Below are 14,020 nucleotides of genomic sequence, written 5' to 3'. Positions count from 1 at the left end.
ATGAACTTGGAGGTCCCATCACTTAATTTCCGGGTTCACTAAGCCTGCGGACTGGCAATCCTACACGAACACGGGTGCGCAGGGCCGGACAAATACAATCGCACAGTCTCTGTGCCCGATTCAAGCAGGTTTTTGCGGCAACCTTATCAGGGGGGAAGCCCGTCTAATGAATGCAAGAGTCTGGTATTCTGAAAGTTCGGGGAAATCCCTTAATTCATTACAACGTATAGCCATTCGTATCGGCGTGAAAAACGCGAAGGCGGAATTGCAGGAAATGAGTAAACGAGCAAAGTTATTGTTGATATTCGCGCTGGTGGTGGTGCCGGTGGTCAGCGTATTTTCCGTGCGCTATTTCATTAAGCGCGATCTGACCGCTGTGCAGGCGCATCCGCCTAACGGCAGTCCGCCAAGCGATGCTGGATCTTCAGGACGCGACGGAAATGGTGGAGGCGGACAGGGAATGGGCCAAGGCGGCCAGGGTGGCAACCGTGGATTCATGAGCCGGCCCACGCTGGTCGACACTGCGGTAGTCACTGAGGGTTCCATTCGTGAGCAAATATCCCTCACTGGTTCGCTGAAAGCCAAGGAGTCGGTGGAGGTGGTTCCCAAGATTACCGGCAAGGTGCAACGTGTCCTTGTCGATGTGGGCGACCCGGTGCGCGAGGGTCAGTTGATCGCGGAACTGGAAGGAGACGAGTTGGCCCAACAGGTGCTGCGGGCCGAAGCGACGCTTGCTGTAGCAGAGGCCACCAGGGCGCAGCGCCTGGCCGAGTTGGAGAACGCGCAGGCTGATGATCGGCGCGCGCAGCAGTTGCAAACCGAAGGACTGCTCTCGCGCCAGTCGATGGAGACCACTCAGACGCGCGCGCGCGTGGTGCAAACTCAGGTAACGCTGGCCGATGCGCAGATTCGCCAGGCGCAGGCCGACCTCAACGAGCTGCGCATTCGTCGTCAGCAGACTCAGGTGCTCTCTCCGCTAACGGGCTGGGTCGCCACTCGGCACGTTTCTCCCGGTGCGCTGGTCAATCCCAATAATCCCATCGTCGGCGTCTTACGGCTTTCGTCAATGGTTACTGAAGTGCGTGTTCCCGAGGAACATCTCACCGGGCTGCGCGTGGGCAACCGCGCGTTGGTATCCATGGACGCCTTGCAGGGCCGCACCATCGAGGGCCGCGTGGCGCGCATCTCGCCCATCCTCGATCCGGCCACGCGCAGCGGCTCCGTGCAGGTGGAGATTCCCAATCCAGATGGCCAATTGAAGGCCGAGATGTCCGCGCGCATCCAGATGGAGATGGGCGGGAATCGTACCGCGCTGCTGATTCCGCGCGAGGCGATCGTCATGCGCGGGGACCAGCCCGGAGTGAATGTACTGGAAGATGGCCGTGCGCGTTTCCGGCCCATTGAAACGGGCATCACCACGGACAACGGTGTGGAGGTCATTTCCGGATTGACCTTGGGGTTGAAGATTATTACCCGGGGCACGCAAGGTTTACAGGACGGGGCACCCGTGGAAGTGCAGTCCGGGGCGGACGAACCAGTGGTAAATGATGAGACCACCGCCCGGCCAGGAGCGGGCGTTCGCGAAGGCAACCCAGCACGCAGCACTCGTCCGGGAGCGCGATCATGAGTCTTCCCGAGCTAGCCATCCGACGTTCCGTCTCGGTGTATATCGCCTGCGCCGTGGCCATCCTGCTCGGCGGAATCTCCTTCGTCAACCTGCCCATTGATTTGATGCCCGATATCGAGATGCCGCGCATCTCGGTCAACACCCGCTACGAAGGCGCGGCGCCGGAAGAGGTCGAGCAACTGATCACGCGGCGCATTGAGAACGCCGTGGGCTCGGCGCCCGGCGTCGAGGAAGTAACCTCCAATTCCAACGACAGCAATAGTCGCGTCAACGTGGGCTTTGCCTGGGGAACCAATCTCGACGAGGCCGCCAACGAGATTCGCACCCGCCTTGATCGTGTCCGCAACCAGCTTCCCGACGGTGTGGATGCGCCGCAGGTACTGAAGTTCGACAGCAATCAGTTCCCGATTATCTTCCTCGCCGTCTCCGGCGACATGGACCCGCGGGAACTACGCCAGTTCACCGAGGACCAGATTCAATACCGGCTGGAGCGCGTTCCGGGCGTTGGGCAGATACAGGTGCAGGGCGGTTTACGCCGCGAGATTCACGTGAATCTCGCGCTCGAAAAGCTGCGCGCGCTGAACATTTCTGTTAATCAAGTGGTCAACCTGATTCGCGCGGAAAATTCCAATCGACCGGCGGGCAATGTCGAGGAAGGCCGCTTTGATCTGACGCTGCGCACGCAGGGCCAGTTCCAGGACCTCGGCCAGATCCGTAATTCGGTTCTGACCATCCGCGGCGGGGTGCCCGTCTATCTGCGCGACGTGGCCGTCGTGGACGATGGCACCGAGGATTTGCAGCAACTGGTGCGCGTTAACGGCAAACCCGGAGTGCGCGTCAACGTCCAGAAGCAGTCCGGCGCCAACACCGTGGAGGTGGCTCGCGGAATTCGCGCCGAAGCCGAGCGCATCAATCGGGACTTCCCGCAGATTCGCGTGGAGACGTTGAATGATTCGTCGCGTTTCATCGAACGTTCCATCTCCACGGTAAAAGAACATGCGCTCATCGGCGGATCGCTGGCAATTTTGATATTGCTGTTGTTCCTGCACAATATTCGCAGCACGCTGATCGTCTCGCTGTCGATTCCCATTTCGCTGATTGCCACCTTCGCGCTGCTCTATTTCTCCGGCTTCACGCTGAACACGGTGACGCTGGGCGGTCTCGCGCTGGGGGTAGGCCGCCTGGTGGATGACGCCATCGTGGTGCTGGAAAACGTCTTCAGGCATCGCGAGGCGGGCAAGTCGCGCGTCGAAGCCGCCATCTCCGGGACGGAAGAGGTCTCCACCGCCATCATCGCCGCGACGCTGACCACCATCATTGTCTTCGTGCCCATCGCCTTTATGAGCGGCATCACCAGCGTGATCTTCTCGCAGCTCGCCTACACCGTAGCCTTCGCGCTGTTCTGCTCGCTGATCGTTGCGCTGACGCTGATCCCCGTGCTGTGCTCAAAGTATCTGCGCACCGAAACGCCCTCGGCGGAGACGCATCCCGTATTGCACCGGCTGGCGGAGACCGTCGGCGGCGCGCTGGAAGCGCTGGATGCGCGCTACCAGAGTGTACTGGGCTGGGCCTTGAGGCACCGCAAGACGGTGATCTTTGGCGCGCTGGCCAGCATCGTGGTCACTGTCTTTTTCGTCCCTTATATCGGCGTGGAGCTTTCGCCGCAGACCGACGAGGGACAGGTGAACGTCAATTTGGAATTGGCCACGGGCACCAACCTCGCCTCTACCGACGAGGTTGTCCAGCGCATGGAAGCGATTGTGCGCCGCGAAGTGCCTGAGTTGCAGAACCTGGTGGTCCAGATCGGCGGGGGTGGTGGAGGATTCGGCCCCGGTGGCGGTGGCGGCGCGCACGGAGCCCAGATTCAAGTCCGCCTTGTCGATCGCGAACTGCGCCAGCGCTCTTCGCAGGAGATCGCCGCAGTTCTGAACGATGCTCTGAACGTGGAGCCGGGCGTGCGGGTCCGCTCCAACTCGTCGGGCGGCATGATGATGCCGGGCATGGGCGGCGGCGGGCAGGGTGGTGAACGCGCCTCGGTCTCGATTCGCGGTTTTGACATCGACAGTTCCAATGACTTGGCGCGCCGGGTGCAAGAGGAAGTCCAAAAAGTGCAGGGCATCACCACGGTTCGCGTGAGCAGGTCAGAGGGAATGCCGGAGATGCTGATCCGTCCCGACCGCGTGAAGGCTGCGCTGTTCGGATTGAACGTCAGCGCCCTCGGCGAAGTGCTGGAGACGGCCGTGGCGGGTCGCCAGGCGGGCCTCTATCGCGAGGGAGGGCATGAGTACAACATCGTGGTGCGCCTGCAGGAAGGCGATCGCACCGCGCTCGAAAGCGTGGACCTGATCCCCATGAGCACGCCGCTCGGCGGCACCGTGCCCATCGGCAGCTTGATTACCAAGCGGCGGACGGAAGGCCCGGTCTCCATTGAGCGCGATGACCGCGAGCGCGTGATCTCCGTTCAGGCCGCCTTCATCGGCCGCGACCTCGGCTCGGTGATGCGCGACATTCAGGCGCGCGTCGATCCGTTGAAGGCACAATTGCCTTCCGGTTACGCCATCCTCTATGGCGGCGAGTATGAGGAGCAGCAGAAGTCATTCCGCCAACTGGTGTTTGCACTGCTGTTGGCGATCATTCTGGTTTACATGGTGATGGCTGCGCAGTATGAGTCCTGGCGCGACCCGCTGATCATACTGTTTTCCATTCCGCTGGCAGCGGTGGGCGTGGCCGTTACATTGCTCATCACCGGGACCACGTTCTCGATTCAAGCCTTCTTGGGTGTGATTATGCTGGCGGGCATCGCCGTGAGCAACGCCATCCTGCTGGTGGATTACTCGAACGTTCTGCGCCGTCGTGACGGGCTCTCCGTCTTCGACGCGGTAACCAAGGCCGGCCGCACGCGCCTGCGCCCCATTTTGATGACCACTTCCGCCACGATATTAGGCCTATTGCCCATGGCCTTCGGGATTGGCGAAGGAGGCGAAGTGCAGGCGCCCATGGCTCGCGTGGTGATCGGCGGCCTGCTAACATCCACTGCCATTACGCTGCTCTTTGTTCCTACTCTCTACGCCATCGCCGAAGAGCGCCTGGAGCGCCGCCACGCCCGCTCTGGCTTGGCCATGCGTCCCGGCAGCGAATCGGTTTCACCCGCTCATGGCGACTAGCTTTCCGGATCAGAGCCCCGACCGCCAGGGAGGGGGTACGTTCGTCGGTCAGCGATAATCGGCAGCCGTGCCCCCTCCCTGGCGGTCGGGGCTCTGATCAAATCCACCCAAAATACAAAATCCCAAACGGAGCAGACCCGTCTGGGATTCTTTGTTTTTGCTTTTAGAGTTTTCGCCGCCTATCCCCTTTTCTCCATCGGCACGTAATCGCGAGTGGTTGGCCCAGTGTATATCTGACGCGGGCGTCCAATCTTGGTCTGTGTCGCTTCCATCATTTCCTTCCAGTTGGCGATCCAGCCAGGGAGCCGCCCCAGCGCGAACATCACTGTAAACATATTGGTCGGAATGCGCAGGGCCTTGTAGATGATGCCACTGTAGAAATCCACGTTGGGATAGAGGTTGTGGCTCTTGAAGTAGTCATCCTTCAGCGCATGCTCTTCCAGTTTTTTGGCGATGTCCAGCAGTGGATCGTGCACACCCATCTTATCGAGCACCTTGTCGCAGGCGACCTTGATGATCTTTGCGCGCGGGTCAAAGTTTTTGTAGACGCGATGACCGAAGCCCATCAGCCTGAAGTCGGACTTCTTGTCCTTGGCCATGGCGACGTACTTGTCGACGTTGCCGCCATCGTCACGGATCAGCTCCAGCATCTCCATCACTTCCTGATTGGCCCCGCCGTGCAGCCTTCCCCACAGCGCGCAGATGCCCGCCGAGATGGACGCGAAAACATTCGCCTGGCTGCTGCCCACCAGACGCACGGTGGAGGTGGAGCAGTTCTGTTCATGGTCGGCGTGCAGGATCAGCAGCAGATCCAGCGCCCGGGCCACATCTGGGTCGACGTCATGTTTTTCCGCCGGCACGGCGAACAGCATGTGCATGAAGTTTTCGCAATAACTCAGCGTGTTCTGTGGATGCATGAACGGCTGCCCCATGGACTTCTTGTAAGAAAACGCGGCAATCGTGGGCATCTTGCCGAGCAAGCGGATGAAGGTCATGCGCAACTGATCTTCGGAGAGTTTTTCGAGCGCCTCCGGATAATAGCTGGAAAGCGAGCAGACCATCGCAGACAGAATCGCCATGGGATGCGCGGTCGAGGGGTAGCCGTCGAAGAAACGCTTCATGTCCTCGTGGATCATCGAGTGATGAGTAACCGCGTGGCTGAAGGCATCCAGCTCGGTCCGCGAGGGCAGCTTGCCGTAGATGAGCAGGTACGACACTTCGATGAAGTTGGACTTTTCGGCGAGCTGCTCAATGGGTATTCCACGATAGCGCAGTACGCCCTGTTCGCCGTCGAGGAAAGTGATGGCGCTGGTGCAGGACCCGGTGTTCATGAATCCGTGGTCCATGGTAATGCATCCGGTTTCCTTGCGCAGCGCCGCGATGTCGATCGCAGTCTCCTGCTCGGTGCCGGTGATCAGCGGCATCTCCAGTGTCTTGCCGCCAACGCTGAGCGTTGCGGTCTTGGTATTAGTCATCGCGGTCTCCATCATCTCTGCGTCGTCCTCGCCGATTATCCGACAGGCGCACCTCAAGCACGCCATCACCAATTCCAGTCAGGCCTTCAAGGTCTTGGAACGGCTGCTCGGACTCGATTTCTCTCCATCTGTTTTTTGGCTGCTCACAATTATCCTAACTCCACGCCGGGAGGTTGTAAAGTTTGCCCTATCTAGCAACGGACAAAAAATAGGTGAACTGGGGGAGTTGGCGACAAAAATGTAGTGAGTGGCGACTGCGGTCAACTATTTTGTGTTGGATTATACGCGGGACTTTCTCGAGAATGCCCGAGTGGCCCACTGGCACAACGCGCGCAGTCCATGGGAGGTATCCCCGGCGGAAAGCTCAAAGTGCAAGGCGGGTAGACCGCGGCTCTCGATGGCCTCCAGATCGCCAAGTGCCTGCGCCTCGATCAACGTTTCAAACCCATAGGGCTGGCCAGGAATGGCCACTTTCTTCTTGCTCTTAACCGTTATCAGCAAGAAGCATCCGCTCGCCGGGCCTCCCTTGTGATACTGCCCGGTGGAGTGTAGATAGCGCGGGCCGTAACCGACGGAGCTGGCCACGCCCAGCGCGCCACGCAGCGTGATGCGTAGCCGTTGCAGCAGATGGTCGGTTGCAGGTGATGGCGTCAGATATGCCAATATCGCCAAGTACCCTCCGGCTTGCCCGCGCCTCAGTTGACTGGCGATCACATCCCGCATTGTTATTTTTGGCTCCCGGCTCTTGGCAACAGTGGTTGGCATATTCCCGTAGACGCTCACGCCGGATGCGCGCAGAACCGCTTTGCGGGGCGGGAGACGCTTGCTTGCCAGTGCCTTGAGCAGTCGTCCGGTGTTGGCCTTGCTTTCACTGACGTTCGGTTCGTCGAACGCATTCACGCCCAAGATGGACGACGCCACCGCCGTGGCAATTTCCCAGCGCAAGAACTCGCGACCGATGTCCAGCTTATTCCTCAGCATGATGCGAACGACGGGATGCCCGGCTTTTTCGAGCGCGCGTAATTGGCGATCCGCATCGCTGCGTTCGACGCCCGCCAAACTCATCTGGACGAACACGCGGTCGTCTTCGCAGTCCTTCGGCGCAGGCAGCGGCTCTCCATCCACCGGGAATAGTCCGCGGCTCTGCTTGCCGGTACTCTCGGCGACCAGTTGCTCCGCCCAGCAGCCAAACGAAGCGATCTCGGGGGAGAGTGCCAGCGTGACTTTATTTCGGCCCTGCAGTCCCAGTTCGCCGAGGATTGCGCCCAGTTGAATCGCCGGGTTGTCTTCGCTAATCGCACCCGGTCCGTAGGGCAACAGCGACATGGCGCGGGCCAAAAGCCGGTTGATGTCGATGCCCATCAATGCGGCGGGGACCAATCCAAAATAGGAGAGGGCCGAGTAGCGACCGCCGATGTCCGCAGGATTCTGATACACGCGCCGGAAACCCTTCTCCGCTGCCAGGGCGATTAACGGCGAGCCGGGGTCGGTGATTGCCACAAAATTTCTGCCCGCGGACGCTCCTACTTTCTTCTCCAACTGCCCGTAGAAATATGCAAAGAAGCTGGAGGTCTCAATGGTTGATCCGGATTTGGTGGAGACCAGGAAGAGGGTCTTCTCGATGGGCGCGCGTGCCGCCGCGTTCAGCACGGCCTGCGGATCGGTGCTGTCCAGCACGGCCATGTCAGGATATCCCGGCTGAGGTCCAAACGTCTGTCGCAACACCTCGGGGCAGAGCGAGCTGCCGCCCATGCCCAACAGCAGCGCGTGGGTGAAGCCCACCGTACGGGACTCGGTGCTGATGGCGCGGATCAGGCCCGCATCGTCGCGCATCGACTCCAGCACGCTCAGCCAGCCTAGTCGATTGGCGACCACGCCCGCGGCCTTCGCGTCTGTACTCCACAAGCCGCAGTCTTTCGCCCAAAACCGCTGCGCGAACCTTGTCGCTCTCATCTCCTTCAGACGGGCTGCCACGGCGGATGCGTACGGTCCGAGCGCCGCCCAGTGCATTCCGGGAAAACTGTCCTTTCGGGCGATACTCGATGTGCGGGATGGTCTTGTTTTCATCGCAAGCTCACGGATTAAAAAGGTGCTAACGCCAGGAAGGATTATGACGGAATTGGCCGAAGAATGGCCACGGAAATATGCGTTCCATCAGAAGGCTGAATCAATCGTATGGATTCCACGCAGCGGCCCCAGTGGCAAGATGACTTTCCAACGCGGCTCGAATCGCGTCGGGCGCCAGCGAAGTCGCGGGGCTGCCTTCGAGCCGCAGCTTCGGCGTGATTGCTTCCACGCCTTCGAATGTCCACTGCCCGCCGGATGTTTCCATCTGATTCAGTTCCGCGGTCAGCGGCGACAGATCAACGCGCGCTGGCGGGCGCCGTGATGCCAACTGCACCCAGGACTCATAGCGATAATGAAACTCCACGTGTCGTCCCCGCACCAGCAACATGCGCGAACACCCGGTGCGGCTGTTCAGCGCGTAGGGGTGGCAGTCGGCCAGCGTCCTTTGTGCGAATCGATGCACGGTAGTCTCCGGCAGTCCCTCCGGAATATGCACCACGGCAAGGTCGAGCGCGGGGTTCTCCTCAATGCGAATCTCGCCTTGGTCGAGCAGCTCTTCGCTCCCCGTCAGACGGTTGTCTTCATCCCGCCACAGGCTCTCGAAATCCGCAATGTTTGTCAGCAGACGCGGCAACAGATCGAGCAGACGGCGGTAGAGATTGGCGGCCATCTGCGGATAGGGCAGCTCGAACAGATCGAGCGCCAAGGGCGACGCCATCGAGTCGCCATAGGTGGCGATGGTGAAGGCGATGCGCGCGGCGTCGCGATGTCTGTAAACGCCGAAGTCGCCCGCCGAAGCCGCGTCAATCAGCAACTCGCGATACTTCTGGGCTACGGACGGATGGACCAGCGCAAAAATGCCGATCAGCCCATCTTCGTCAAAATGATTGTTCGAGACCGCTTCGGCTGCGACGTGAAACTGAGGCGCATCCAGGTAGGCGAAAGCCGTTTCCGCGGAGGTGTCTCGCAGCAACTCGCGCGGAGTTCCCGAATGCGGCCAATGCGATAGCGTGAGCAGCGTACCCTCGTAGGCCGCGCCGTCCACGATGATATTCGGAGTGTCGTTGAGTTGCTCGTAGGGGATGAATTGCATGAGGACTAAGGTTTGCCGAATTCCTTTTCAATCGCGTTAACTTTGTCGAGCCGCCGCTGGTGCCGATCCAGGCCGGAATACTTTGCGCCCAGGAAGGTTTTCACGATGTCCATCGCCAGGTTGCGACCGATGACGCGCGAGCCGAGGCACAGCACGTTCATGTCATCATCTTCCACGCCCTGATGCGCGGAGAACATGTCGTGGCAGACGGCCGCGCGCACGCCGGGAAACTTGTTGGCCGCAATCGACCCGCCCACGCCGCTGCCGCAGATCATGATGCCCAGGTCCGCTTCCTTGGCCCGTAGCTTTTCGGCCACCCCGCGCGCGCTATCGGGATAGTCCACCGCGTCGGTCGAGTGCGTGCCCACATCAATCGGCGTGTGCCCCAGACTCTTCAAGTAATCCACCACCGGCGCTTTCAATTCAAAGCCGGCATGATCCGATCCGACGACAACACGCATGACTCGCTCCCATTGAGAAAAATGTACAGACGACTGCAAGAGTCCATCTTATCAAGAATTGGCAGGCCAGGAATGAGGTCACAGAGCCGCGTCCGTTAGGGAGCGGTGGTTGGTTTCCGCAGTGAACGCCAACCACCGCTCCCTAACGGTCGCGGCTCTGTTTACTTCAGCAACGCGGTCGCGCGGGCCACCACGTTGTCCACGGTGAAGCCGAACTTTTCCAGTACCACAGCCGCGGGGGCGGACGCTCCATAGTGATTGATGCAAAGCGTGTCGCCGGCATCGCCCACAAACTCGCGCCAGCCAAACGAAGAGCCAGTTTCAATCGCCAGCCGCGCACGCACCGCCTGCGGCAGCACTTCTTCGCGATACGATAACGGTTGTTCGAGGAACAGTTCCCAACAGGGCATACTCACCACGCGAGTACCGATGCCCTGCGCTTCCAGTTTCTTCCGGGCATCCACAGCTAGACTGACTTCCGAGCCGGTCGCCAGCAGGATCAGCCGCAGCGGTCCCGTCTCGGCGTCCAGCAGCGTATACGCGCCCTTTTCCAACATGTCGGCGGAGGGAGATTTCTCGCGGTCGATGGTCGGTAGATTCTGCCGCGTCAAGGCAAGCGCCACTGGGCCATGTTTGTGTTCGAGCGCGATGCGCCACGCGGCGGACGTCTCGGTGGCATCGGCGGGGCGGATCACCAGCAGGTTGGGTATGGCGCGCAGCGCGGCTAAATGCTCGATGGGCTGATGCGTGGGGCCGTCTTCGCCCACCGCGATGCTGTCATGCGTGAAGACGTAAATCACCGGTAGCTCCGTCAGCGCGGCGACGCGCATGGACGCGCGCATGTAATCGGAGAAGACCAGGAAGGTTGCGCCAAAACAGTGAACGCCGCCATGCAGCGCCATGCCATTCAAAACGCCGCCCATGCCATGCTCGCGGATGCCGAAGCGCAATACGCGCCCCGGCGCATTGGCGTTAAAATCCGCCGCGCCTTTGATGTTGGTTTCATTCGACCCAGCCAGATCCGCCGAGCCGCCCATCAGATTCGGGATCGCCGCGGAGAGCGCGTTGATGACTTTGCCGGAGGCCACTCGAGTGGCCATAGCGCCGTCAGCTGCCTTGAACTGAGGCAGGGAAGTTTTCCAACCCTCAGGCAACTCACCCGTCTGCCACTGCGCCCACTCGCGCGCCAACTCCGGATGTGCGGATGCATATGCCGCAAATCGCTCGTTCCAACCTTGCTCCTGCGCAGCAGCACGCCCGCCGGCCTGACGGAAGTTTTGCAACGCGTCAGATGGAATGTGGAAGGTCGGCTCGACAGGCCAGCCCAGCGCGGCTTTGGTCAACTTGATTTCATCCGCGCCGAGCGCACTGCCGTGTGCCGCTGACTTGTCCTGCTTGTTCGGACTACCAAAACCAATGTGTGTGCGCGCCTGAATCAGTGAGGGCTTGCGGGTCTCCGCGCGCGCCTGCGAGATTGCTTGATTGACCGCCTGTAAGTCATTGCCATCCACTTTTTGTACATGCCAGCCGTAAGCTTGAAAGCGCATGCCGACGTCTTCGGAAAACGACAGCGAGGTCTCGCCGTCAATGGTGATGTGGTTGTCATCGTATAAATAAATCAATTTTCCGAGGCCGAGATGTCCGGCCAGTGATGCGGCCTCCGACGCGACACCCTCCATGATGTCGCCGTCGCTGACGATAGCGTAGGTGAAGTGATCCACGATGACGTGGCCGGGCCGGTTGAAGTGACTGGCGAGGAATCGCTCCGTCATGGCCATGCCCACACCGTTGGCGAAACCCTGTCCCAGTGGGCCGGTGGTGGCCTCCACCCCGGGCACTACGCCGTGCTCAGGATGCCCCGGAGTGCGACTGCCCCATTGTCGGAAATTCTTGATTTCCTCGAGCGGCAGATCGTAGCCGGTGAGATGCAGCAGCGCGTAGAGCAGCATCGAGCCGTGTCCGGCGGAGAGCACGAAGCGGTCGCGGTCGGCCCATTTGGGGTTCGCGGGATTGTGGCGCAGGAAGCGGGTCCACAGCACGTAGGCCATCGCCGCCGCACCCATGGGCATGCCGGGGTGGCCGGACTTGGCCTTCTCGACGGCATCCACGGCGAGCATGCGGATGGTGTTGATGGAAAGCTCGTCGAGCCGGTCTTGCTCAGTGCTGAGGGCTGCGGCCATTGCTACCTTTTCTGACACGGTATTACCTCTCAGTTAGGATTGCACTGCATGGTGAATCAACGCCGGATGAACCAACCACACGAAGGTTGCTGTAGCACCCTGGGCTATATTGCGTAAGATCGGGGCGCGCTATGAGGGCTGCCAATAGTTTCGTGCGGAAGAAAATAATAGCACGAGGCACAGCATGGGCGAAATCTGTTGTCCTCGGTAATTCCCGCCGCGCCCAATGCTTGACAGTGCGCAAGAGCGTTCAGTACTGTGGCCATTTAGGCAGGCATTAAGTCGCAGGCCCAGGTTGATGCGAGAGGGTACGATGGTCAGACCCAATTCCGGCGCGCCGCTACGCGTGCTCTTCGCCGCCTCCGAGGGCGTGCCGTTTTCGAAGACGGGCGGGCTGGCCGACGTGATCGGCGCGCTGCCTCAAGCGCTGGCTGCGCGCGGCGTGGAAGTTGCCGTGGTGCTGCCGCGACACCGGTCAACGCCAAGCGAAAAATTCAGGGAGCTGGCTTCGGGCGTAACCGTCACGCTGGGTTCGCATCAGCATTCTCTCCGTATACTGGAGGCTCCGCGACGCGCACTGAAGAGCGGCTCGGTGCGCTGGATATTCGTCGATTATCCGCCATATTTTGACCGCGAATCACTCTATGTGGGAGCAGGCGGCAAGGATTACCCCGACAATCCAGAGCGCTTCAGCCTGTTTTCGCGCGCGGTGCTGGAGGTGGCCAAGTCGATCTTTCCCGCCGATGTGATTCATTGCCACGACTGGCAGGCGGGACTCGTCCCCGTGCTGTTGCGCACGGACTACGTGGACGACCCCGAGTTGTCCCATACGCGGACTCTGCTGACCATTCACAATCTCGCCTATCAGGGATTGTTTCCGCCCGATGCGTTGCTGCGCGCCGGACTGAGCCTGGACTTGTTCCGCATCGATGGGTTGGAGTTCTTTGGGGGCGTGAGTTTTCTGAAGGGCGCGCTGATCTATGCTGACTCCATCAGCACGGTCAGCCCGACATACGCCAGCGAGATTCAGACGCCGGAGTTCGGCTGTGGCCTCGACGGCGTACTTGCCGCGCGCGCGGGCCAGTTGCATGGAATCCTGAACGGTGCGGATTACAAGGAGTGGGACCCGGCCCGCGACCGGCTCATCGCCGCTAAATATGGAGCGAAGAATCTTTCGGGCAAGGCCGAGTGCAAACGTGATTTGTTGCGCGAGTTCGAATTTCCGGAGACCGATGTCCATGCTCCGCTGATTGGCATCGTTTCCAGGCTGACGCGGCAAAAAGGCGCGGACCTGATCGCGGAAGTGGCTCCGTTGTTGATGAAGGAAAATCTGCGGCTGGCCGTACTCGGCACGGGCGAGCCAGAGTACGAAGAGTTGTTCCGCACTCTGGCGCGCGACTATCCTGACCGCGTCGGAGTTCGCATTCGCTATGACGACGCGCTGGCGCATAAGGTGGAGGCCGGTGCGGACATGTTCCTCATGCCGTCGCACTACGAGCCGTGCGGACTGAATCAGATTTACAGCCTGCGCTACGGCACAGTGCCTGTGGTACGGGACATTGGCGGCCTCTCGGACACGGTGGAGGACTATGACCCTGCGACTGGCGAGGGCACCGGGTTCCGCTTTACCAAATACACCGGCACAGCCATGCTGGAGGCGGTGCGGCGCGCCCTGTCTCTGTTTCGAAATCCCGAAGGGTGGAAGCAGATCATGTTGAACGGCATGAAAAAAGACTTCTCCTGGGCACGCTCAGCGGAGGCCTATGAAACGCTTTACCGCGAGATGTGAGCACGACTCGCTGTCGTCATCCCGAGCGACGAGCGGGATGACAACGGGGATGACAACGGGGAAGGCCCGTATCATCGAGCTAATTCATCAAGCTAATTCTGCGGTACAATAGTTATTTGCATCAAACGTTTTACTCTGGGCATCCAATCGGTTTAGTGCGTGGA

General features: G+C 60.4%; 8 protein-coding genes. 3 read left to right on the top strand and 5 right to left on the bottom strand.

Annotation, left to right across the window (positions count from 1 at the left end; translation table 11 throughout):
• The first annotated feature begins 166 nt into the window (after nucleotides 1-166).
• Nucleotides 167-1,627, top strand: a complete 1,461-nt coding sequence (locus EXQ56_06530; protein ID MSO20109.1) for an efflux RND transporter periplasmic adaptor subunit — start codon at nucleotides 167-169, stop codon at nucleotides 1,625-1,627.
• On the top strand, nucleotides 1,624-4,791 hold the full coding sequence (locus tag EXQ56_06525; protein MSO20108.1) for an efflux RND transporter permease subunit: 3,168 nt from the start codon (nucleotides 1,624-1,626) through the stop codon (nucleotides 4,789-4,791). Before EXQ56_06530 ends, EXQ56_06525 begins: the two co-directional genes overlap by 4 nt.
• Before the next feature lie 179 nt (nucleotides 4,792-4,970).
• On the opposite strand, the gene EXQ56_06520 is transcribed toward EXQ56_06525, so the two are convergent.
• The 5 genes from EXQ56_06520 to tkt form a co-directional block, all read right to left on the bottom strand.
• Complete coding sequence (locus tag EXQ56_06520) at nucleotides 4,971-6,266, bottom strand: citrate synthase (GenBank protein MSO20107.1); 1,296 nt, start codon at nucleotides 6,264-6,266, stop codon at nucleotides 4,971-4,973.
• Nucleotides 6,267-6,545: 279 nt separating this feature from the next.
• Nucleotides 6,546-8,333, bottom strand: coding sequence for a glucose-6-phosphate isomerase (locus EXQ56_06515; protein MSO20106.1), 1,788 nt, complete (start codon nucleotides 8,331-8,333; stop codon nucleotides 6,546-6,548).
• A 100-nt stretch (nucleotides 8,334-8,433) separates the two neighbouring features.
• Nucleotides 8,434-9,426 (bottom strand): hypothetical protein, encoded by a 993-nt coding sequence (locus tag EXQ56_06510; protein MSO20105.1) that lies wholly within the window; start codon nucleotides 9,424-9,426, stop codon nucleotides 8,434-8,436.
• A gap of 5 nt (nucleotides 9,427-9,431) precedes the next feature.
• Entirely contained in the window at nucleotides 9,432-9,887 is a 456-nt protein-coding gene (rpiB, locus tag EXQ56_06505; GenBank protein MSO20104.1) for a ribose 5-phosphate isomerase B, read from the bottom strand.
• Nucleotides 9,888-10,048: 161 nt separating this feature from the next.
• Nucleotides 10,049-12,067, bottom strand: coding sequence for a transketolase (tkt, locus tag EXQ56_06500; GenBank protein ID MSO20103.1), 2,019 nt, complete (start codon nucleotides 12,065-12,067; stop codon nucleotides 10,049-10,051).
• A 313-nt stretch (nucleotides 12,068-12,380) separates the two neighbouring features.
• On the opposite strand from tkt, the gene glgA reads away from it, so the two are divergent.
• The gene (glgA, locus tag EXQ56_06495; GenBank protein ID MSO20102.1) at nucleotides 12,381-13,856 is read left to right on the top strand and encodes a glycogen synthase GlgA; all 1,476 of its coding nucleotides are present in this window, start codon (nucleotides 12,381-12,383) and stop codon (nucleotides 13,854-13,856) included.
• The last annotated feature ends 164 nt before the right edge of the window (nucleotides 13,857-14,020 follow it).

The sequence above is a fragment of the Acidobacteriota bacterium genome (genome assembly GCA_009691245.1).
Classification (GTDB): Bacteria; Acidobacteriota; Terriglobia; order 2-12-FULL-54-10; family 2-12-FULL-54-10; genus SHUM01.
Note: the sequence above shows the minus strand (reverse complement) of the source record. Positions and strands in the feature narration are given on the sequence as shown.

What these genes read in the sequence shown, in the direction of transcription:
- EXQ56_06525 (MSO20108.1), top strand. Translation starts at nt 1,624, where the DNA reads ATGAGTCTTCCCGAGCTAGCCATCCGACGTTCCGTCTCGGTGTATATC.
- glgA (MSO20102.1), top strand. Translation starts at nt 12,381, where the DNA reads ATGGTCAGACCCAATTCCGGCGCGCCGCTACGCGTGCTCTTCGCCGCC.
- EXQ56_06530 (MSO20109.1), top strand. Translation starts at nt 167, where the DNA reads ATGAATGCAAGAGTCTGGTATTCTGAAAGTTCGGGGAAATCCCTTAAT.
- tkt (MSO20103.1), bottom strand. Translation starts at nt 12,067, where the DNA reads ATGGCCGCAGCCCTCAGCACTGAGCAAGACCGGCTCGACGAGCTTTCC.
- EXQ56_06520 (MSO20107.1), bottom strand. Translation starts at nt 6,266, where the DNA reads ATGACTAATACCAAGACCGCAACGCTCAGCGTTGGCGGCAAGACACTG.
- EXQ56_06515 (MSO20106.1), bottom strand. Translation starts at nt 8,333, where the DNA reads ATGAAAACAAGACCATCCCGCACATCGAGTATCGCCCGAAAGGACAGT.
- EXQ56_06510 (MSO20105.1), bottom strand. Translation starts at nt 9,426, where the DNA reads ATGCAATTCATCCCCTACGAGCAACTCAACGACACTCCGAATATCATC.
- rpiB (MSO20104.1), bottom strand. Translation starts at nt 9,887, where the DNA reads ATGCGTGTTGTCGTCGGATCGGATCATGCCGGCTTTGAATTGAAAGCG.